This is a genomic window from Gaetbulibacter sp. M240 (assembly GCF_043876815.1).
Taxonomy (GTDB): Bacteria; Bacteroidota; Bacteroidia; order Flavobacteriales; family Flavobacteriaceae; genus Gaetbulibacter_A.
In genome coordinates, this window is record NZ_JBAWKA010000001.1 from 242967 (window position 1) to 264140 (window position 21174).

Below are 21174 nucleotides of genomic sequence, written 5' to 3' on the forward strand. Positions count from 1 at the left end.
TGAAAACCATAAAGCTCTTTTATTTAACTTAGGTTTTTTTGAAAGAATTAATATTGGTGAGTTTCCACCGGTCCAACATTCGGAATAATCAATAATGCTCAAACTCCATTTTTCATTTTAATACTTTTTACAGCTTTGATTTGTTTTTACCGCATAAAACTTCAATTTTTAAATTGTATATTTATTCCATTCGTAATTTTGACTGCATGCTGAGAAACTTTTTGTATTACCTCCTTTTTAGTTTATGTTTAAGTGTTTCAGCACAAAAAGGATCACCCAAAATTCATTCTGACTATTTTAATCCGCAGGAACTTCTTCGAAATATCCAAAATTTATCTTCAGACGCTTTTCAAGGGCGTCGCACCGGTACAAAGGGTGGTATTAAAGCTAAAAATTATTTAATCAATACTTTTAACAAAACGGGAATTAGGGCCTTAAAAAAAGAGACCTACGAGCAAACATTTTTTTTTGACCATAAAGGGAAGAGCTATAAAGGAACCAATGTTTTAGGAGTCATTCAGGGTACTACTTATAAAAATAAATACATTGTAATAAGTGCTCATTACGATCATGAAGGTGTAAAATACGGGAATATATACAATGGTGCTGATGATAACGCCTCGGGCACCAGCGCATTGCTTGTAATGGCTAAATATTTTTTTGATCACCCGCTAAAACATTCCATTATTCTTGCATGTTTCGATGGCGAAGAATTGGATTTGCAAGGATCTAATTACTTCGTAAAAAACCCTGTAGTGGAAGAACAAAATATTGTTTTGAATATTAATATGGATATGATAAGTAGAAGTGTTAATAACGAACTTTTTGTCGTTGGATCCAGATCAAACGAACAATTAAAAGAAAATATCGTGGGCTATCATTTTAATGATGAAATTAAACTCACACCAGGTCACGATGGTTACGACGGACTGGATAATTGGGTTTATTCCTCAGATCATGGACCTTTCTTTAAAAAGGGCATTCCCTTTCTTTATTTTGGTGTGGAAGACCATGAAGATTATCATCAACCAACAGACGATTATATAAAAATACAACCTGCGTTTTATACTCAAGCCGTAAATACCATTATTGAGGTTACTAAAAGGGTGGATAATATTTCCTTTAAAAATAGGCTTTAAGTTGTACAGATCCTGTATGGATGGTTTTACTTGTTGGTGTTTTCCTGCCGAAATAACTCAAATTCAGATCCAAAAAATCCGTTAGCTTTTTCTGTGCTAATAAACTCCAGGTAAAGTTTTTTCCTGGCTGTAGGCCTTCAAGTATTTGGTAGGCAACAGGTGTATTGGCATTGCCAGTAAACGCGTTTGAAAAATAGTTTAACTCGCCATTAATAGCGCCGGTTTTAGGATCAGCAAATGAAAATGACATCCCGTATTTCTGTTGTTGTAAGGCTTCTAGATTTCCGATGGTATTATCTTTTGATGATTGTTGAAAGAATACATCAAAACGGGAGTTGTCGTTAAATAAATAGGACAACTTTGGATTAAATAGGGCCTCGTTAAAATTAAAACTGCGATTGGCAAAGTTTTCACTGGTACTTTCATTTGTCCCAAAGGCGCTCAGTATATTGATTAACCAATTCCCTGAAATTTTATGGTTGAAATTGAATTGGTGACTATTTAAACTCGTGGTAATGGCCCCAATAGACAACACACGTCGTGTTTGATTATTGATCAAGGTATACGATGTTGTGTAATTTTGTTTTCCACGATTAAAAAATAAAACATTTCTAAAATTCAATTGGAGCCCAAGAAGATTATCAACATCTGAAACAAAGGGGTTTAAATTAAAGGTATTCCCTTGACGCTCTATTTTACGATCGATCAAATAACTGCTTTGATTATAAAAATGAGACAAAAATTTCTGTGATTTATTCTTACTCACGGCCCACGAACTCGGGTTCAGTGTAAGTGTTTGGCTCAGTCTGTTTTGATGGGTTTTTATAAACACACGATTCGGTAATAATACCCGGATATATTTTCCTTGGTCCTGAAATTGGGCAAGCTCAAACTCTTCTAGTTCCTGAATATTATTTCCGTTATAATCGATCCAGGTGTATGCCCCCTGTCCGGCTTCCACTTCCACATAGGTAAAATCCTGGCGCGGTAAGGTTCCGGAATTTGTTTCATAAACCGTATTCCAAAGCAGGATATTTTTAAAGAAATTTTGACTGAATAACAGGCGTGAATTTAAAGAACGTTCATTGGGAATGCCGGTTTCGTGGTAATTAAGTTGTCGATAATTCGCGAACACCATTAATTTGGTTTTGGTATTTTGAATTAATTGAGAATTAATATAAAACGTGTTCGAGCGGTTAACACGCTGTAAACGATTATTGCGAATACTATCGTTCACACGGTTTTTATAACCAACCTGAGCAAAAACTTTCGTGCTATCGCCAATGCCATAAAAAAGTTCGTAAGAAGAAAATTTTTGACTTATCGGTGTTAGGCTGTCGTTTGCAATCACTTTTTGTTCATTATGTTCCACGGCTAGTTTCGTCCCAACCCAGCTTTTCTTAAAACTATAAGCCAAACGATTATGTGATCGTAAAAAACTCGAGGTTGTAAGTATAGAATTTGTTTTTAAATAGCTGGAAAACGAGTTTATTTGAAAATGGTTCAATCGTAAATCGGTGTTCAAAAGCTGCCGATTTCCATTAAATCCTTCAGAATAGTTGAGATGTTCGAACTGATAATTCAAATAGCCTTTTTCATGATGATGCATCCGCATTCCCGATTTAAAAAAGGTTTGATTCCCTAGCTCACCGAGGGCCTGTGGTGCTCTGGACAGATTTAAATTCCAATCCCTGTTAAATTCGGCGTTGTACAGAATTTGTATCGTTCTAAAATCTTTATCGATAAAATCGGTGGTCACAAAGGCATCTAAATTCCAAAGGCTATCTTTTTTCACGAGTTGTTTTTCAATACTTATTTTTCCGGCGAAGCCATCATTATTGGCGTCGTCCAAATTGGAAAAAAGGTTAAGATCACTTTTGCTTCCAGCACCATCAAAACTAATTTTGGTTCTTTCATTAGGGGTATAAAGGCCTCGTATATTGGCTATTTGTAATTTTTTAGGAGCCACCAGTTTTATCACCGGAGCGAAGTTACCTTGATTCAAGCCTGCGTATTCATAAATATTATTAATGGTGTTTGAATTACTTAAAACATAGTCCCCTTGATTAGCACCAACCTGCGTAAAGGTAACACGATACAATTCGTCGTCCGGATTGTTAGAAAACACAAAAACTTCAACGCCGTCAATGAGTTCTTTTTTATATAAGATCCTGTTCTCTGAATAATTCTCAAGAACTTCAGAGGGGGCCAACATTAAACTTTCGTCGTCGCCGGCATTGGCTAAAACCCCGATCTGAGAATCAGAAAGGTTCTGCTGCAAAGCTTGATTTTTAGCATCATTTTCGGAATACACCGAAACACCAAAGCTCAGTTTTTCTGAATTGAGCTCACCTCCGGCATAAGTTACAAAGCGCGAATAATTACGTTCACTATACTGATAATCTACAGTAATTCGCATTTCGGAAGTGATAGGATATGTGGCATTAAAAATAATTTCACCGGCATTGTAATCGATAATATAATCTTTGTCTTCACCACGTTGTAAAGGCACACCATTTACATAAACAGTTTCACTGCCCGACACTATCAGCACATATAATTCGCCGTTTGGTCCTTGCAATTTGTATGGTCCCTGATTCCCTTCCTGAGCGGTAAACTGACTCGAGGTGAACTGACCCCTAACCATAGCGCCCGAGGCGAAAAGCCGGGTTTTTGAACTTTCACTTCCAAGATTCGCATTTACCAATAGGCCTTGAACGCGTTTGGAAAAATTCATGAAATAACTGTTGTTATTTTGAAGGTCTATATCGCCGGCCCGAATGTTCCATTTTTCACTGAATAATTCAATAAATACCTGATCGAACTCATCGAGACGCTGCGAATAGCCACTTTCCTGGAGTGGAATATTAGCATCCTGAATGGAAGCCCGAAGGGAGACCTTATCATTTAATTTTCCGGTAATTTGAAGATCGAGTTCACTGTTCAGAACAGAGTTTTGATTATTCCCTATAGTGACCCCACGTGAAATACTTCCCGAGGTGGTTAAACCATCGAAGGGGACAAAGTTACTTGTGGTATTAGGTTGTGATAGTGAATACAATTTATTGAGGTTGGCATTGTTCTCAACAATCACCGATTCATCCAATTGTTTATAGGTCTTGGTTAGAAAGTCGGGGAATTTTAAATATTGAACCCGAATAGAGTCGGTATCAGGTTTCTGTTTAAAAACTAATAAAGCCTTTAAAAAATCAATGGTATATAAACTGGAATCTACAGCTTGTCCTGAAAGATCTTTCACAGAAAACCAATTAGAATTAATACTCACTTTCTCAATCTGAATACTATCTTGAACAGCCGTTTTAAGCGTTTTATAATTGGAAACAGGCTCTTGCGAGAATGCATAAAACCCAATAAAACCAATAAGTAAGGCGCTTATATATTTCATGTGATAGTTAAACTGAAAATCGTTTAAAATATTATGTTTAAAACCGGCCTCATTTGCAATCATTAAAAAGGTGATCTCAATTTTAGCAGTAATACATTCCGAATTCGTGGCAACTAAATGTATAAAATGGCACGTATATATTTTTGATAAATCCGCTTAATTTATGGTGTAAATGTAACGCATTAATTATTTTAGCTGAAACAGACTATATTAGTCGACACTAACCAATATATTTAAAAACAGAAAGTATCTTAAATGAAAATTATATCTTACAATGTAAATGGCATTAGAGCGGCCATAAATAAAGGATTTATAGAATGGTTAAAAGCGGCAAACCCCGATGTTGTTTGTTTACAGGAAATAAAAGCCTTAAGGGAACAATTGGATTTGAGTCTTTTTGAGGAGGCGGGATACAAATACACCTATTGGTTCAGTGCCGAAAAAAAAGGCTATAGTGGCGTTGCTATTTTAAGTAAAATAAAACCGAAACATGTTGAGTATGGCACAGGAATTGATTCCATGGACAAGGAAGGCCGAAACATCCGAGCCGATTATGAAAACTTTTCTGTAATGAGTTTATACCTGCCCTCAGGAACCAATGATGCCCGTTTGCAACACAAGTTCGATTATATGGACATGTTTCAGGAGTACGTTGATAAATTAAAAAAAGACATTCCCAATTTAGTTATCTGTGGCGATTATAACATTTGCCACGAACCTATTGATATCCATAACCCCAAAATGAAAGGTGTTTCCGGATATTTACCGGAAGAACGCGAATGGATCGGGGAGTTTATCGATAGCGGATTTACCGATTCGTTTCGCTTTCTACACCCCGAAAAACAAGAGTACAGCTGGTGGAGTTACAGGGCCAATGCCAGAGCCAATAATAAGGGCTGGCGCATTGATTATGCCATGGTAGCCAACCCCATACAAGAAAATATTAAAAGAGCCGTTATACTTTCGGAAGCCGTTCACAGTGACCACTGTCCGATTATGGTCGAGCTCAAAAAATAATATCAAAAACAAACACAAACAACATGAAAAATCTATCTTTTTTAGCCCTCGCTTTAGTCGTTCTAACCTCTTGTGTATCTCCAAAAGTGTATAAAGATTTAGAAAAAAAGTATGCCGATTTAAAGCAGGAAAACCGGAAACTATCCGATGAGATCGATGTCCTTAATCAAGCTAAAAATGCTTCTGAAAACGAATTGAAGCAATTACAGGGAGCTTATGATGAAGCCATCGCGCAACGCGATAAACTTCAAATGCAATACAACGCTTTAAGTTCTAATTACGATAATTTAAAAGCATCCTATGATGCGCTCGAAAAGAATAGCTCTGCAGCCATCGCTGCAAATTCTCAAAAAAACCGAGAATTGTTAGCCAGCCTTGAAGCTAAGGAACAAGCTTTGGCAGCAGAAAGAACACGTCTTGAAAATCTTAAAAATGCCCTGGAAGAACGCTCAAACCGTGTGGCAGAACTCGAAGCTGTGATTGCCAAAAAAGATGCTGCTATGACGGCTTTAAAAGATGCCATTTCCAAGGCCCTAACAGACTTTGAAGGAAAAGGGTTAACAGTAGAGCAACGCAATGGAAAAGTTTATGTTTCTATGGAGAACAAGTTGCTTTTCGATTCCGGAAGCTGGGCCGTAAATAGTGAAGGTCGCCGTGCCGTAGAGCAGTTGGGTAATGTTTTGGCCGACAATCCGGAAATTGCCGTACTCATAGAGGGACATACCGATAATGTGCCTTATAAGGGCAATGGTATTCTTAACAGTAACTGGGATCTGTCTACCAAGCGCGCTACCTCGATTGTAAATATTTTACGCGAAAACCCCTATATTAATCCTGAGAATTTAACGGCTGCTGGTCGTGGTGAATACGCTCCAGTAGCTACTAATGAGACTACCGAAGGTCGCGCCAAGAACCGTCGAATCGAGGTGATCCTTGCACCAAAGCTAGATGAATTGAGCAAGCTGCTTACCGACAAATAATATTTGGGCGTTACTTCGCTCGCTAAAAAGTGAGCTTGTCGGGCTATCCGCTACAAGTCCGCGCGCTCCGCGCTGTGGGCTTTCCACTACTATCCCTAACGCATAAAAACCTTTTAGCGAAGAAATTCACTAAAAGGTTTTTTATCTTTACAAACGTTCAAAAAAAAGCTAAAAAGAAAAAGAAACATTAGAATATGAAATACACCACCATTCCACACACGGATATCAAAGTAAGTAAAATATGCCTGGGCACTATGACCTGGGGAAACCAAAACACTGAATCTGAGGGGCATGCCCAAATGGATTATGCCTTAGATCAAGGCGTTAATTTTTTTGATACCGCTGAATTATATCCCGTTCCAGCCAGTCCCGAAACACAAGGACGCACTAGCGAAATTATCGGGACCTGGTTAAAGAAAACCGGAAACCGCGATAAGGTTATTATTGCTAGTAAAATTGTGGGTCGCAACAGCGATTACATTTCTCATATTCGAACGGATGGTTTTGCCTCCATAGAAGATGCCGTAGATAAAGAGTTAAAACGCCTTCAAACGGATTACATTGATTTGTTCCAGTTACATTGGCCGGAACGTTTAACAAATACTTTTGGTCAGCGTAATTACAAACACGATCCAAGTGATGCTTGGGAGGATAATTTTAATAAAGTTTTGCGTGATTTAGACAAACAAATAAAAGCCGGTAAAATACGCCATGTTGGTATTTCAAATGAAAAAGCTTGGGGAACGATGCGTTTTTTGGAGGAGTCAAAACACTACGATTTACCCCGGATGAAAACCATTCAGAATTCCTATTCCTTGTTGAATCGTACTTTTGAGGGAGATCTGGCCGAGGTAGCGATGAGGGAAAATATTGGTTTATTGGCCTATTCACCGATGGCCTTCGGTGTATTATCCGGAAAATATATTAAGGGTACTGCCACTGATAATGCGCGTTTAAAATTATTTCCACGGTTTGCTAGGTATAGCAGTTCACAATCCACTGAGGCCACAAAAAGGTATTTAGAGATTGCTGAATCCAATGGCATGAGTTTAGCTCAAATGAGTTTAGCTTTTGTAAACCAACGCCCTTTTGTAACCAGTAATATCATTGGGGCAACCACTGTTGAACAATTAAAAGAAAACATTGATTCTGTAAATATAACTTTAAGCGAATCTGTTTTAAAGGATATTGATGCGGTGCAAGAGGCAATTCCAAATCCGGCACCTTGAATATTTCGGCATTACGGGGAGCAGAGCGACATGGTAATCTTAGGAAATGAAGTAATTAAATTTAACAGATTGCTTAGACTCCGAATATATTCGGAATGCTCGCAGTGACGCTTCCTAATGGTCATTCAGAAGGAACGTAGTGACTGAAGAATCTATTTCAATCATACGGGATTCTTCCCCTTTAAGCTTCCTCTGAATGATATTAAATTCATCATTCTAGTGAAGGTATTAATCCGCAACCTATCAAAATAATGTGTAAATTGGAAAAGCAAAAACTAAAATTTAAACCCCGAATAAACATATGAAATGGAAAGGTAGAAGGAAAAGTTCTAATGTTGAAGATCGTCGCGGACAACGGGGCCCGGGCCGGGGACCAGGCGGATTTAATCCTAACTTGTTACGGCCGTTGTTAAAACTCCTTTTTTCAAAAGTAGGTCTGTTTTTAATCGGTGGCTTTTTACTCGTTTCCCTGATCATGGGTAAAAACCCCTTAACACTTATTGGTCAGTTCCTAAATGGTGGTGTGCAAACGGAGTCTAAAACGCCTTATAAATCGACGGCTAAGGACGAAGAACTCGCCCAGTTTTCGGCTACTATCTTGGCCAATACTGAAGATGTCTGGCACAAGTTGTTGAAGAATTATCGCGAACCCACTTTAGTGCTTTTCAGCGGTTCTGTATCCTCAGCCTGTGGTTCAGCATCGAGTGCTATGGGACCTTTTTATTGTCCAGGGGATGAAAAATTATATCTGGATCTTAGTTTTTTCGATGATATGGAACGGCAATTGCAGGCTCCGGGAGATTTCGCTCAGGCCTATGTGATTGCCCATGAAGTAGGACATCATATTCAAAACATAATGGGGATCACTGATAAAATGGATCAATTGCGAGGTGAGCTTAGTAAAACAGAATATAATAAATACTCGGTTCGATTGGAACTTCAGGCCGATTTTCTGGCCGGGGTTTGGGCACATTATTCACAGGAGATGACTCAAATGATGGAAACGGGAGATCTGGAGGAAGCTATAAATGCAGCTAGGGCCATAGGCGACGATCGTTTACAAAAACAATCTTCGGGGCGTATTGTTCCGGACTCTTTCACCCATGGTACGTCTGCCCAAAGGATGCGTTGGTTTAAGAAAGGTTTTGAGACTGGGGATCTGTCACAAGGGGATACTTTTAATGCAAATCCATTGTAAATTGATTGTCATTACGAGGGGTGGAACGACGTGGTAATCTTTTTAACAAGAGTTCTGTTTCAATTTTAAAGATTGCTTCGCTTTGCTCGCAATTACGGTCTTGCGTTAGGGATAGTAGTGGAAAGCCCACAGCGCTTGCGCGAGGACTTGTAGCGGATAGCCCGACCCCGACGCAGGAAGGGGAACGTCCAAAAGATATTTGAAATTAGGTTGTCATTCAGAAGGAACGTAGTGACTGAAGAATCTTAAAATAAAAAACCCCTTCTAAAAAATTAGAAAGGGTTTTCGTTATTTAAGTTGTTTACCATTTTTATCGAAAAAATGATATTCAAGGTATGTGTAAGCATCTCGTGGTAAAATCTTTACCCATTTTTTGTGTTCAATAAACCATTTTGAACGTACAGATGGAAAGCCTTTTGTTAAGAAGGCTGCTATAAAGGGATGTGTGTTTAAGGTCATCTTTTTATAGTCTTTTTTAATAAGTTGTTCGAGGTCGTGCGTTATTTTCTGCACGACGCCAATAGGTGCTTCGATCTCGGAACCAATAACACCGCTAGGGTCTACCTCGCGGGTTTTAATATTCATTTCCGGACGAACACGCTGTCTAGTAATTTGTATCAAGCCGAACTTGCTTGGCGGCAAAATTTTATGTTTTGCCCTGTCATCCTTCATTTCATCACGTAGGTGATTAAACAATTTTTGCCTGTTGTCTGCTCTGGTCATATCAATAAAATCTACCACAATAATACCGCCCATATCGCGTAAACGCAATTGGCGCGCTAATTCTGTAGCAGCTATTAAATTAACTTCCAGCGCTGTTTCCTCTTGGTTGTTAGATTTGTTAGACCGGTTACCGCTGTTTACATCTATAACATGAAGGGCTTCGGTGTGTTCAATTACCAGGTATGCGCCTTTTGCCATGGAAACGGTTCTTCCAAATGAGGTTTTTATTTGTCGTTCTATCCCAAATTTTTCAAAAATAGGAACATTTGACTGATACAACTTAACTATGGATTCTTTTTTTGGTGCAATTTCTTGCAAATAATCTTTAATTTGAATGCTGAGCTCTTCATCATCAACATAAATACTTGTAAAGGTGTCGTTGAATATATCTCGTAAATATGACGAGGCTTTATTCATTTCACCAAGTACTTTACTCGGATGATGTGCTCGGTGTAGCTTTTTACACATTGCCGTCCAACGACTAAGCAAATTCTGTAAATCTTTATCTAGTTCAGCTACTTTTTTGCCTTGTGCTACGGTACGAACAATAATACCAAACCCCTGCGGTGTAATACTTTTTACTAATCGTTTTAGACGGTCCTTCTCATCGCGGTCTTCTATTTTTTGTGATATAGAAATGCGATTCGAAAACGGAACCAAAACAATGTATCTTCCGGCAATAGAGATCTCAGAACTAATTCTGGGACCTTTGGTGGAGATCGGTTCTTTTACTATTTGTACCAATAGAGACTGATTTGATTTTAAAACATCGGCAATTTTGCCGTTTTTATCAATGTCTTTTTCAAATGGGAAGTTTTTTAAAGAAAAATCTTTTAGTTTACCTGTGCTTACACGTTTTGTGAATTTTAAAAGGGAAGGTAGTTTTGGTCCTAAATCATGGTAATGCAGAAATGCATCTTTCTCATAACCTACATTAACAAATGCAGCATTCAGTCCAGGAACAGTTTTCCGTATTTTGGCTATAAACACATCACCAACAGAAAATCTGTTACCATCTTCATCCTTTTGCAACTCAGTTAGTTTTCCATCTTTTAATAAGGCAAAATCAACTTCTTCGGAACTAGATCGAATTATTAACTCTCTTTCCATGTAGTTAATTTTTATCCATCACGCTAAGGCGCGACAGATGGATTAAACAATATTTTTGTTTAGCAAGAAAACCTGCTAAACATCACAGGATTTTTTAAATCCGTGGAGTTCATAACGGTTATGAACTCATTTCAATGAACGTTTGTACTCTTAAACCAAAAAAGTAGTTATAGAAACTACTTTTTTGATCTATTTTTTCTTTTTGTGACGATTAGCGCGACGACGTTTTTTTCGCTTGTGGGTCGCTACCTTATGTCTTTTACGTTTTTTACCGCTTGGCATAAATAGTGTATTTTATATAATTAATATTTCTTTGAATGCGTTATTTTACTTCAACATTCGTTTTTACACCTTCAACAAATACTTTCGCAGGTTTAAATGCCGGAATGTTATGAGCAGGAATTTTAATAGTTGTGTTCTTTGAGATGTTACGTCCTGTTTTTTCAGCTCTTGTTTTTACAATAAAGCTTCCAAAACCTCTTAAATAAACGTTGTCGCCTCCTTCTAATGAGGTTTTAACTTCTTCCATGAATGTTTCAACAGTTGCTTGAACATCACCTTTTTCGATTCCTAATTTTTCAGAAATTTTTGCTACTAGATCAGCCTTAGTCATTTTTAAAATTTTTAATTTTGAGTTACTATTAATTTTCTAAAGGGATGCAAATATAGGAATTTAATATTCAATATTTCAAACCTAATTCATTAAAATTTAAGATTATAAACATTAATTTTCACTTAAGCTTTTGCAATATTCATGATCTTTTCAGAAATTATAACACGTTGGTATTCAATTAATAAGCGATATTTGCCATGGCGTGAAACCAAGGATCCGTATAAAATATGGCTCTCCGAAATTATTTTACAACAAACTCAGGTAAGCCAAGGCTGGCCTTATTATGAGGCTTTTGTTGCAACTTTCCCTAGCGTTTATGATTTGGCCAAGGCCGATGAAAGTACCGTTTTGAAACTTTGGCAAGGACTTGGATATTACTCTAGAGCCAGAAATTTGCATACAGCCGCTAAATATATCGTACAGGAATTGGATGGTGAATTTCCATCAAACTACAAGGATCTCCTAAAATTAAAAGGAGTAGGTGATTACACCGCCAGCGCCATTGCCTCCATTTGTTTTAATGAAGCCACAGCCGTTGTTGATGGGAATGTATATCGGGTTTTGTCGCGTTATTACGGCATCGATACTCCTATTAATTCTACTGAAGGGATAAAAACATTTAAAGCGCTTGCACAACGCGTGATGGACGCCAAACAACCCGCTGATTACAATCAGGCTATCATGGAATTTGGAGCCATTCAGTGTACTCCTAAAAGCCCGGGTTGCGCACAATGCCCACTTAACGAAAGCTGTGTAGCTTTTGGTGAAAACAGAATTGATAGTTTGCCGGTTAAACTTAAAGCTGCCAAGCCTAAAAAGAAGTTTTTTAATTTTTTGGTTGTTATTTCTGATGATGGAAAAACCTATCTCGAAAAACGAACAGGCAAGGGGATTTGGCAAAATCTGTATCAGTTCCCGCTCATTGAAACAGAAAAAAACCTGAATCAAAAGGCTTTTGCAACTCTGGTTAGTACGCATCCTTTAATAAAGACTCAAAATTTTGATCTGCGGCGCTATAATGAGGACCCTATAATTCATAAATTGTCGCACCAGCATTTGTATACCACTTTTTATATTGTGCAGGTTAACACCCTCGAAAATGGCATTCGTGCCAAATCCATACGGGATTATGCTGTGCCTGTGTTAATTCAGAATTTTATTGAAGCCTTTAATTTTAATTAGTTTACTATCAACACTCACATTTTTTTATTAATTTTAAAAAAATGCAAAGCAATACCGTAGTTTTGCAATTCAATAAATAGAGAAGATTATGTCTGGTACATTAAATAAAGTAATGCTCATAGGGCATTTAGGTGATGAAGTGAAAATGCACTATTTTGAAGGTGGCGGTTGTGTAGGACGTTTTCCTTTAGCAACTAACGAAACCTATACGAACAAGCAAACCAATGAACGTGTTACAAATACAGAATGGCACAATATTGTGGTGCGTAATAAAGGCGCCGAAATTTGTGAAAAGTATTTGAGTAAAGGGGATAAAGTATATATAGAGGGGCGTTTAAAAACTAGAAAATGGCAAGACGATAGCGGCAATGATCGATATTCTACCGAAATCCAGTGTACGGATTTTACGTTCTTATCTACTAAAAGTGAGAGTGATGCCAATGCCCAGGTAAGTTCAGCTCCGAGCTCAGCTGGAGTTCAATCCGAAACCAAACCAGAAGCTCCTGTCGCTTCACCTGATGATACAGACGACGATTTACCGTTTTAAACTAAGTTAAATTAAAACCAAATTAGTTGGACCCTGACCCTTCGAGTTTTAAAGCGTTATTTTTTTCAATTGATTTTTCAATTGCTTTTGGTGTCATATTAGTCGTGATACTACTGTTTTGCTCTGCATTGATTTCTGGTGCTGAGGTAGCACTTTTTTCTCTGCATCGTTCAGACCTGGATTCGGGTTCTGAAAAACCATCCAAACGGGTCGAGATAATAACAAAGCTTTTGGAACGGCCAAAAAAACTATTAGCCACCATATTAGTAGCCAATAATTTTATCAATATTGCTATTGTAATTTTGTTCTCATACATTGGAGAACACTTTTTTTCTGGCCTAACTCCGGTTTTAAAGTTTGTTGTTGAGGTTATTATTGTAACCTTCCTCATATTACTTTTTGGTGAAATATTACCTAAAATTTATGCTAGCCGAAACAATTTGAAGTTTTCACTTTTTATGGCTTATCCGCTCCGTGTGTTGGACCTTTTATTATCACCTGTTAGCCTACCTATGCGAAGTACCACCTTGGCGATTCACAATAAATTAGGAAAACAAAAATCAAATTTAAGCGTGGATCAATTATCGCAGGCCTTGGAGTTAACCAGTGAGGAAGACACCACAATGGAGGAACACAAGATCCTTCAAGGTATAGTATCCTTTGGAAATACGGATACCAAACAGGTTATGCGGCCCAGAATTGATATTTTTGCTTTGAATGTCGATCAGAAATACAGTGAAATTATTCCAGAAATTATTGCTAATGGCTATTCACGAATTCCGGTCTATCAGGAAAATATAGATAATGTTAAGGGGATTCTTTATGTTAAGGATCTATTGCCCTATATTGATCGGAAACAATTTGATTGGACGAGTTTGTTACGTGAAGCATTTTTTGTACCTGAAAATAAAAAACTTGATGACCTGATGGCTGAATTTCAAGAGAAAAAAGTGCATTTGGCTGTTGTGGTTGATGAATACGGAGGGACCTCAGGTTTGATTTCTTTGGAAGATATTATTGAAGAAATTGTGGGGGATATTAGTGATGAGTTTGATGATGAAGACCTAATGTATTCTAAAATTGATCACAATAATTATGTTTTTGAGGGTAAAACAGCTTTAAAGGATTTTTACAAAATCATTAAAATTGAAGATGATTCGGTTTTTGAAGCACATAAAGGTGAAGCAGAGACTTTAGCCGGTTTTGTTCTGGAAATTTCCGGTAGCTTTCCAAAATTAAATAGTAAAATCACCTTTGAAAATTATCTGTTTACGATAGAAGCCTTAGATAAAAAGCGCATCAAGCTTATAAAATTTACTATAAACCAATGAAAAAAAATAGCTTACTTTTCATCTTTATAGGCTTGTTTCTTATAGCCTGTCATAATGATTACACACCAAAGCCTAAAGCATATCTTCGACTGGATTATCCCGCGCCAAAATATCAAACCATTAAATACGATCTGCCTTTTAGTTTTGACAAAAATATCATCGCAGATCCGTTGATCTTAAAACAATTGAACTCTGATAACTTAAGTTATGGAATTAACTTAAATTACCCCGACTTGAAAGGAACTGTTTTTTTAACCTATAAGGCGATCGAGAACGACCAGAAAAATTTAAATGACTTTTTACGCGATGCTCAAAAATTTACCTTTGAGCATACTAAAATGGCCGATGAGATCCCGGCCTATCCATACGAAAACAGGAAGCAACGCGTATACGGGATGCTATCAGTGGTTAAGGGTAATGTTGCTTCTCCAGCACAATTTTATGTAACAGACAGTACGGAGCATTTTTTAACGGGTTCTTTGTATTTTCAAACAAGACCAAATTACGATTCCATCCTTCCGGCAGCCTCTTATATCCAAAAAGATATGCGCCACCTTATGGAAACCTTAAAGTGGAAATAAATTATTTATTCCTCCTCTAATAAGGTGTCAACCATTTTCATGTCACTCACCTGATATTCTTTTGAAACACCGGTAACGGCGTTAGTAAGTAATTCAGGATTTACCTGAGCATCATCGTATTCTACCAAAGCCAATTCTTTTTCAAAATTAACTTTAGCAGATTTTACACCTTTAATTTTTGATAATTGCTTTTGAATGGTGGCTGCACAACCCATAGCGCAGGTCATACCGCTAATCGTAAACTCAGCTTTCGTGAAATGAGTGTTTGGGTTTTCAATTTTTGCTCTTTCAGAGTCTTCAACCACCACCTGATTATCGATGGTTTTGGTCTCGGGAGCTACTTTTTGCTTACAGCTGGTGGCGCCAAACAAAATTGAAGTAGCACAAATAAAGATTTTTAAGGATGTCATTTCAGAGGATTTATTAATTAATAAACAGTTTATAAAACTATTAAATATTGACCTTTCCAAAGGGGCGATAAATAAATTTTATGATTTTTTTATTATATCATTCCTAGTTATTTCTTAATTTAAGAGACATAATAACTAATAAAACTAAAATAAATAACGACCCATGAAAAATATTTCCCTTCCCATTCGGTATGGTTTTATTACCGGAATTGTATTAATAGCTTATTTCTTGCTTTTGGATTTGTTCGGAAAGAGCACGAATCCCGTATATAGCTTTTTCAATGCGGCCATTACTGCCTTTGGTATTTACGAGGTAATCTACATATCAAAAATTAAAAGTCCGGCAACCTTTAACTATGGCGAAGGATTTAAAAATGGGATTATAACAGGTTTTGTTGCTACCGTAGTCTTTACGTTATTCTTTCTGGTGTACTCCACAGAGGTCAATGACTTATTTGTTGATCAATTACTTCAAACTGTAAAGCGAAATTTTAATATTGACGTGGGCCTCGTTACCTTTATTGTAGCCATTATGGGCTTTGCTACCACGGTGGTTTCAACACTAACGGTCATGCAATTATTTAAAAACAGCAATAATATGTCATCAAAGTAAATAAAACGTTTGTAGATTAATTATTTAGCAGTATATTTGCACTCATTTTTGAGTAAAATAATTTAAAAAAACGTTACGCTATGTACGCAATTGTAGAGATAGCAGGGCAACAATTCAAAGTTGAAAAAGACCAAAAGGTTTTTGTCAATCGTTTGCAAACGGAAGAAGGTAATAAGGTGTCTTTTGACAACGTACTTCTTTTAAGCGATGGAGACAAAGTAACTGTAGGCGCCCCAGCTATAGACGGAGCTCAAGTAGGAGCAAAAGTCTTAAAACACTTTAAAGGAGATAAAGTGATAGTTTTCAAAAAGAAAAGACGTAAAGGTTACCGTGTGAAAAACGGTTTTAGACCGTCTTTATCTGAAATCCAGATCGAAAGCATCGTTGCTTCAGGAGCTAAAAAAGCCGAACCGGCTAAAGCTAAAAAATCTGAAACACCAGCAGCTAAGAAATCTGAGGCGACTAAAACAGAAGCCAAGAAAACCGAAACTAAAAAAGTAGAGACCAAAGCTAAAGCTGAACAGGCTAAAGAATCGCAAGACCTTAGCTCATTTACTGTTGTACAGTTAAAAGAAATGGCTAAAGAAAAGGGACTTGAGGGATATTCTTCAATGAAGAAAGCCGAATTAATAGCTGCTTTAAGTTAATATTAAAATATAAAATCGAAATAAAATGGCACACAAAAAAGGAGTCGGAAGTTCGAAAAACGGTAGAGAATCAGAATCGAAACGACTAGGCGTTAAGATCTTTGGTGGTCAGGCTGCCGTAGCAGGAAACATTATTGTAAGACAACGTGGAAATACACATCACCCAGGTGAGAACGTATATTCTTCTAAAGACCATACCTTACATGCACAAGTTGATGGCATCGTAAAATTTAGTAAGAAAAAAGATAACAAATCGTATGTTTCTATCGAGCCTTTCGAAGCTTAAGAAAATTACGTTTTAAATTTATAAAAAACCCTTTCTGATATTCAGAAAGGGTTTTTTAATTTTAGGTTTGTTTTGATTCTATTCTATATAGAATATGACAGGTTCTTTTGTTTCATAACCCAATTTATGCCATTCTAACTGAATCGGTTTTTGAGCTCTTTCCTTATTCTGAATGTAAATACGAATAGGGTGAAACCCTTTTTGAAGCAGCATTGATTCTGTTTTTTTGGTGTTGAATTGGTAGCCAAAATCAGCATCTACCAATATCGCATCTTGCAAACGGATTAAGGCTTTTTCGGAAGCGCTAAAAGTAAACGTATACGATCCTGTTTCCGGAATCTTTATGAAGCCCTCCAGTAAATAATAGTCTTCCGGGATTGCTGAGAAATCGAAATCCTTTATAGCTGTTGTTACACCACTTGTTTCCGGTTTTAAAACAGACAAATTTGGAAGCCATGGATAGCTGCCTGAGAATCCCAGCCAGCGTAAACCTATTTTTGGATTTAGCAGTTTTGTTCCGGGAACAGGAAGGCTATCGTAAGGTCGTGGCGCAGTTAGGTTTTGACGACGCATTTGCAGAACCTTTGTTTTGAACCTATTTTGAAGGGTATCCATGCCCGATTCCTTCGCCAGATTATCGGTTTGATAGGTGTCTTTGGTTATGTTATAAATTTCAAAATCCGCATTTGGGTCACTGATATCATAGCGTAATCCCACATAATTATGATGTCGAACCATCTGCATGTTATTTCTAGAACGCCCTTGGTGTTGTGGGATAAAATCAGTGTATTTTGGTGTTTTTCCTTTTTGAAAGTATTCTATGTAAATATTGCCAGGGCTTTGGTGACCTTCACCTGTAAGTGTTGGAACTAGAGATGTTCCATCGCTATTTGCCGGGGCTGGTAATCCGGCTAGTTCTGAAAAGGTTGGCAGCCAGTCATATGAAATAGAGGGCGTATCGTTTACGCTATTTTGTGGTATGTGTTCTGGCCATCGTGCAATAAGCGGCATGCGGATGCCACCTTCTAAAAGATCACGTTTGATACCATTAAATGGCCCAAAACTATCGAAAAAATCAGGGGTACTATTGACGTAATTTTTTGGTAAGTACGATTCTCTTGAAGGGCCATTATCAGAGGTAAAAACGATTAGTGTATTATGATCTATTTTAAGGTCCTTAAGTAATTGGATAAGATCTCCTACGGCACTATCAATACGCCTTACGGAAGTTGCATAGCGTTTATAGGTGTCTGGCCATGGGGTTATTTTTCCTTTCGGGGAATAGGTAGCATTGGCATAATCAGGATGCATCCAGGAATCCGGAGTTCCTGAAGCCGTATTTATAAGTTGACCGGGTTCTCCCAGCCATTGTAAACCACCGTTTAAACCACCGCCTTGCGGATATGCCTGAGTAGGCAATTCCAAAACGGCGTGAGGCGTATCGTAGGCCAAAAACATAAAAAAGGGTTTATCATCGGTTTCTGTTTGCTGTTTAATCCACTGTTTGGCTTTGGCTGTCCAAAGGTCGGTAGTATAACATTTATCAGTAGTTTCGGTGATATCGGTATCGTTCTCCAAAACCTGGCCAACATTACGATATAATTTCTCTTTCGGGTAATGTTCATGGCCGTCAACATGACGCATGTAACCGAAGAAATAATCAAAACCACGATTTGCAGGTTTCCCCGGCCAGGTATGGCCATTTTCAGACCAGCGATTATCACCTTGTAATCCCCATTTCCCAATGACGGCTGTTTTGTAACCGGCATTTTGAAGGACAGTACCCAAGGTATGATTATCAGCAAGGGCCTTGTCGAATTGATTGTCGCGCACATTGGCGTGACCCTGACTCAGCCCGCTGAGCAAGGAAGCTCGAGAGGGGGCACAAACAGGTGCTGCTGCATAATGATGGGTAAGCAGCATACCTTCCTTCGCCATGGTGTCCAAATTTGGTGTTTGCATGCGAGGTTCTGCTGAGCCGTAGGTAATCTGTCTTTGGTTTTGGAAAAGAATTCCCAAGTCGCCATAGCCTAGATCATCGGTTAAAATGAAGATGATATTAGGTTGTTCTTTTTGATCTGACTCGTTATTTTGGCTCAAACCTAAAGATGAGCAGAGAAAACACAGAATAAAAAGGGATCTTGAGAAATGCATATTAATATTTTTTGTCTGGTGTTAATGATGATCGATAATCATAATGGTTAGGGACTAGTCCCAAGCTGCCCAAAAAATCCAGACATGCCGCTGTTACATTGTACTTGCGTTGGTTCTTTGAAGCTTCCTCCTTTATGGTGCCTATAAAAGGCGTTTTGTCCGAAACGTATAATAAATAATTTATGGTTCTTAGGGCTATAAATTCATTGGGGTCTTTGCAGAACTGGATAAGTAATTCTTTTGCATTTTGATCATTAAAAAGGTCGTAGGCTATGGTTGCTGCTGTTAGAGCCACTGGTGGATAACTGTCGGTCATCGCCTTTAGAATATCACTTTTATATTTTGAAAGGACCTTTTTATTTTGACTCTTTAATCCGGTAATCGCCCAGAAACGCATAATATTGTTAGTATGGCTTAAAGCCGTTTTTTGTTTTGATGCGATAGTTATGCCTTGTTTTCCTGATAAGGAAGCGATGCTGTAAATTTCAGAAAAAGGATATTTTTCCTGATCTAACCGGAATTCATAAGGCGTTGTATTTTTAGAAATTTTGTCGATCTCATATTCTGGGAGGAACATCACATCTCTGGAGTCCAGAATGCGGGTATCCAACTCTTTTTTAAATGCCCCTATTTTTTTCTGAAGCTCAGGGTCATCAATTAAATTTTTGGTTTCCCAAAGATCATTACTGGTATCATAAAACGATTCTGCTTTACGGGGATTGAATAAGGATTCCTGAAATGGGGACAATTTATTATTTTTGAAATCTTCGCGCATCAGCTGTTTTATTTCACCTATTTCCATATACCTGATGTATCTGAGTTCGGGCATAAACGGGAGGTAATTTCTGGTATAAATATAGGTGCCATCTGTGATGCTTCGTGTCATATCGATACCGTTGTCGGAGCGGTCGTTTGATAAGGCTATGTATTCTGGATGCCCGGCTTCCCTGTCTGTTATTACACGTCCTTTCATATGTTCAGGAATCGGGATTCCGGCTAGTGCTAACATGGTAGGTGCGAGATCTTCAAAATTAATTAACTCCTTTACGATGCCACTTTTTTTCCAGGGTGAAAGGTGTTTATATTTTTCAGGAAACCATGCAATAAATGGGACTTGGTATCCATAATTAATACCATTGGTCTTTCCTCTGGGCATACCTTCACCATGGTCGGCGAAACTAAAAATAATAGTACTCTCTCTCAAGCCTTCTTTTTCCAAACGCTCCAGGATTTGTCCGATTTTATAATCTGTAAGTGCGATGCTGTTGTAAACCCGGGCAAATTGTTTTCGCATTTCCGGGGTGTCATTGTAAATTGGGGGCATGTTGAAGCTATCTTCGGAAATATGAAGTTCCTGGGGAAGCTCGTCTAACACACTTTTTTTATAGGTCTCATAAGGAGTCGTCATGGTTCTGGACTGGTGGGAATCCATTAAGTTAAAAACTGAGAAAAAGGGTTGTTTGGGGTCGCGTTTCCACCAACCCGCGCTCTTGGAACTTTCATGCCAAGCCTCATTTGTAAAGGCTTTTGCGTTTTTTACATTATAATCTGTTTTTGCATTATTACTGGTATAATATCCCGCTTGTTTCAGATAATATGGAAATCCTTTTATAAATTCTGGCACAGGATAGTGGCTCCGATGATTTCCGGTACCTAGGGCATAGGTTCGCACTCCGGTAATTAATGTAGACCGCGATGGCGAACATACTGTACCTGTTGAAAAGGCATTGGTAAACTTCATGCCTGATGCTGCGAGCTGATCCAAGTTCGGGGTTTTTGCATTCTCATCACCGTAACATCCTATAAATTGTGGGGACGTGTCCTCGAAGGTAATCCATAATATATTCGGTTTTTCCTGAGCACAGGAAGCGATTGTAAATACGAGGCAAATAAAAGAAAGAATACGAGTGATCATTTTGGCTCTTTAAAAAATGAACCACTAATATAGTTTTTTTGAAGCAATTCAGGTTGTTTAATTAAAGGGAGGTTGAAGTATCGTGCACGAGCG

18 protein-coding genes are annotated in these 21174 nt (G+C 37.8%); 12 read left to right on the forward strand and 6 right to left on the reverse strand.

Features of this window, described 5'->3' with window-relative positions; all coding sequences use genetic code 11:
- Window positions 1-206: 206 nt before the first annotated feature.
- On the forward strand, window positions 207-1139 hold the full coding sequence (locus V8G61_RS01090; RefSeq protein ID WP_394873578.1) for a M28 family peptidase: 933 nt from the start codon (window positions 207-209) through the stop codon (window positions 1137-1139).
- Here V8G61_RS01090 and V8G61_RS01095 read toward each other — a convergent pair.
- A complete protein-coding gene (locus tag V8G61_RS01095) occupies window positions 1123-4545 on the reverse strand; it encodes a hypothetical protein (protein WP_394873579.1) in 3423 nt (1140 codons plus the stop codon). The two genes, V8G61_RS01090 and V8G61_RS01095, sit on opposite strands and share 17 nt — an antisense overlap.
- A 255-nt stretch (window positions 4546-4800) precedes the next feature.
- On the opposite strand from V8G61_RS01095, the gene V8G61_RS01100 reads away from it, so the two are divergent.
- The 4 genes from V8G61_RS01100 to V8G61_RS01115 all read left to right on the forward strand — a co-directional run bounded on the left by V8G61_RS01100 (window position 4801) and on the right by V8G61_RS01115 (window position 8969).
- A complete protein-coding gene (locus V8G61_RS01100) occupies window positions 4801-5562 on the forward strand; it encodes an exodeoxyribonuclease III (protein WP_394873580.1) in 762 nt (253 codons plus the stop codon).
- A gap of 23 nt (window positions 5563-5585) precedes the next feature.
- The gene (locus V8G61_RS01105) at window positions 5586-6542 is read left to right on the forward strand and encodes an OmpA family protein (protein ID WP_394873581.1); all 957 of its coding nucleotides are present in this window, start codon (window positions 5586-5588) and stop codon (window positions 6540-6542) included.
- A 194-nt stretch (window positions 6543-6736) separates the two neighbouring features.
- Window positions 6737-7771: an aldo/keto reductase gene (locus V8G61_RS01110; RefSeq protein WP_394873582.1), complete on the forward strand. Its 1035-nt coding sequence runs from the start codon at window positions 6737-6739 to the stop codon at window positions 7769-7771.
- A 301-nt stretch (window positions 7772-8072) separates the two neighbouring features.
- Window positions 8073-8969 (forward strand): neutral zinc metallopeptidase, encoded by an 897-nt coding sequence (locus V8G61_RS01115; protein WP_394873583.1) that lies wholly within the window; start codon window positions 8073-8075, stop codon window positions 8967-8969.
- 288 nt (window positions 8970-9257) lie between these two features.
- Here the strand turns inward: V8G61_RS01115 and V8G61_RS01120 are convergent, their stop codons facing one another.
- Window positions 9258-10802 carry an Rne/Rng family ribonuclease gene (locus V8G61_RS01120; RefSeq protein WP_394873584.1) on the reverse strand — a complete coding sequence of 515 codons (1545 nt, stop codon included), beginning with the start codon at window positions 10800-10802 and terminating at the stop codon, window positions 9258-9260.
- A 322-nt stretch (window positions 10803-11124) separates the two neighbouring features.
- The gene (locus V8G61_RS01125; protein ID WP_344739666.1) at window positions 11125-11415 is read right to left on the reverse strand and encodes an HU family DNA-binding protein; all 291 of its coding nucleotides are present in this window, start codon (window positions 11413-11415) and stop codon (window positions 11125-11127) included.
- 141 nt (window positions 11416-11556) lie between these two features.
- Between V8G61_RS01125 and mutY the strand changes: the two genes are divergently transcribed.
- The 4 genes from mutY (at window position 11557) to gldD (ending at window position 15056) form a co-directional block, all read left to right on the forward strand.
- The gene (mutY, locus tag V8G61_RS01130) at window positions 11557-12597 is read left to right on the forward strand and encodes an A/G-specific adenine glycosylase (RefSeq protein WP_394873585.1); all 1041 of its coding nucleotides are present in this window, start codon (window positions 11557-11559) and stop codon (window positions 12595-12597) included.
- 88 nt (window positions 12598-12685) lie between these two features.
- Window positions 12686-13144, forward strand: a complete 459-nt coding sequence (locus tag V8G61_RS01135) for a single-stranded DNA-binding protein (RefSeq protein WP_394873586.1) — start codon at window positions 12686-12688, stop codon at window positions 13142-13144.
- Window positions 13145-13170: 26 nt separating this feature from the next.
- Complete coding sequence (locus V8G61_RS01140; RefSeq protein ID WP_394873587.1) at window positions 13171-14475, forward strand: gliding motility-associated protein GldE; 1305 nt, start codon at window positions 13171-13173, stop codon at window positions 14473-14475.
- Window positions 14472-15056 carry a gliding motility lipoprotein GldD gene (gldD, locus tag V8G61_RS01145; protein WP_394873588.1) on the forward strand — a complete coding sequence of 195 codons (585 nt, stop codon included), beginning with the start codon at window positions 14472-14474 and terminating at the stop codon, window positions 15054-15056. Before V8G61_RS01140 ends, gldD begins: the two co-directional genes overlap by 4 nt.
- Window positions 15057-15061: 5 nt before the next feature.
- On the opposite strand, the gene V8G61_RS01150 is transcribed toward gldD, so the two are convergent.
- The gene (locus tag V8G61_RS01150) at window positions 15062-15466 is read right to left on the reverse strand and encodes a heavy-metal-associated domain-containing protein (protein ID WP_394873589.1); all 405 of its coding nucleotides are present in this window, start codon (window positions 15464-15466) and stop codon (window positions 15062-15064) included.
- A 163-nt stretch (window positions 15467-15629) separates the two neighbouring features.
- Between V8G61_RS01150 and V8G61_RS01155 the strand changes: the two genes are divergently transcribed.
- The 3 genes from V8G61_RS01155 (at window position 15630) to rpmA (ending at window position 17012) form a co-directional block, all read left to right on the forward strand.
- On the forward strand, window positions 15630-16079 hold the full coding sequence (locus V8G61_RS01155) for a DUF4199 domain-containing protein (protein ID WP_394873590.1): 450 nt from the start codon (window positions 15630-15632) through the stop codon (window positions 16077-16079).
- Between the two features lie 80 nt (window positions 16080-16159).
- Window positions 16160-16726, forward strand: coding sequence for a 50S ribosomal protein L21 (gene rplU / locus V8G61_RS01160; RefSeq protein ID WP_394873591.1), 567 nt, complete (start codon window positions 16160-16162; stop codon window positions 16724-16726).
- 25 nt (window positions 16727-16751) lie between these two features.
- Window positions 16752-17012 (forward strand): 50S ribosomal protein L27, encoded by a 261-nt coding sequence (gene rpmA / locus V8G61_RS01165; RefSeq protein WP_394873592.1) that lies wholly within the window; start codon window positions 16752-16754, stop codon window positions 17010-17012.
- A gap of 78 nt (window positions 17013-17090) precedes the next feature.
- On the opposite strand, the gene V8G61_RS01170 is transcribed toward rpmA, so the two are convergent.
- Both V8G61_RS01170 and V8G61_RS01175 read right to left on the reverse strand, forming a co-directional pair.
- Window positions 17091-19166 (reverse strand): sulfatase-like hydrolase/transferase, encoded by a 2076-nt coding sequence (locus tag V8G61_RS01170; RefSeq protein WP_394873593.1) that lies wholly within the window; start codon window positions 19164-19166, stop codon window positions 17091-17093.
- Window position 19167: 1 nt separating this feature from the next.
- Window positions 19168-21081 (reverse strand): sulfatase, encoded by a 1914-nt coding sequence (locus V8G61_RS01175; RefSeq protein WP_394873594.1) that lies wholly within the window; start codon window positions 21079-21081, stop codon window positions 19168-19170.
- Window positions 21082-21174 lie beyond the last annotated feature (93 nt).

Excerpts from the sequence above, each read along its gene's own strand:
- V8G61_RS01090 (WP_394873578.1), top strand. The coding sequence starts at position 207 with ATGCTGAGAAACTTTTTGTATTACCTCCTTTTTAGTTTATGTTTAAGT.
- V8G61_RS01095 (WP_394873579.1), bottom strand. The coding sequence starts at position 4,545 with ATGAAATATATAAGCGCCTTACTTATTGGTTTTATTGGGTTTTATGCA.
- V8G61_RS01100 (WP_394873580.1), top strand. The coding sequence starts at position 4,801 with ATGAAAATTATATCTTACAATGTAAATGGCATTAGAGCGGCCATAAAT.
- V8G61_RS01105 (WP_394873581.1), top strand. The coding sequence starts at position 5,586 with ATGAAAAATCTATCTTTTTTAGCCCTCGCTTTAGTCGTTCTAACCTCT.
- V8G61_RS01110 (WP_394873582.1), top strand. The coding sequence starts at position 6,737 with ATGAAATACACCACCATTCCACACACGGATATCAAAGTAAGTAAAATA.
- V8G61_RS01115 (WP_394873583.1), top strand. The coding sequence starts at position 8,073 with ATGAAATGGAAAGGTAGAAGGAAAAGTTCTAATGTTGAAGATCGTCGC.
- V8G61_RS01120 (WP_394873584.1), bottom strand. The coding sequence starts at position 10,802 with ATGGAAAGAGAGTTAATAATTCGATCTAGTTCCGAAGAAGTTGATTTT.
- V8G61_RS01125 (WP_344739666.1), bottom strand. The coding sequence starts at position 11,415 with ATGACTAAGGCTGATCTAGTAGCAAAAATTTCTGAAAAATTAGGAATC.
- mutY (WP_394873585.1), top strand. The coding sequence starts at position 11,557 with ATGATCTTTTCAGAAATTATAACACGTTGGTATTCAATTAATAAGCGA.
- V8G61_RS01135 (WP_394873586.1), top strand. The coding sequence starts at position 12,686 with ATGTCTGGTACATTAAATAAAGTAATGCTCATAGGGCATTTAGGTGAT.
- gldD (WP_394873588.1), top strand. The coding sequence starts at position 14,472 with ATGAAAAAAAATAGCTTACTTTTCATCTTTATAGGCTTGTTTCTTATA.
- V8G61_RS01150 (WP_394873589.1), bottom strand. The coding sequence starts at position 15,466 with ATGACATCCTTAAAAATCTTTATTTGTGCTACTTCAATTTTGTTTGGC.
- V8G61_RS01155 (WP_394873590.1), top strand. The coding sequence starts at position 15,630 with ATGAAAAATATTTCCCTTCCCATTCGGTATGGTTTTATTACCGGAATT.
- rplU (WP_394873591.1), top strand. The coding sequence starts at position 16,160 with ATGTACGCAATTGTAGAGATAGCAGGGCAACAATTCAAAGTTGAAAAA.
- rpmA (WP_394873592.1), top strand. The coding sequence starts at position 16,752 with ATGGCACACAAAAAAGGAGTCGGAAGTTCGAAAAACGGTAGAGAATCA.
- V8G61_RS01170 (WP_394873593.1), bottom strand. The coding sequence starts at position 19,166 with ATGCATTTCTCAAGATCCCTTTTTATTCTGTGTTTTCTCTGCTCATCT.
- V8G61_RS01175 (WP_394873594.1), bottom strand. The coding sequence starts at position 21,081 with ATGATCACTCGTATTCTTTCTTTTATTTGCCTCGTATTTACAATCGCT.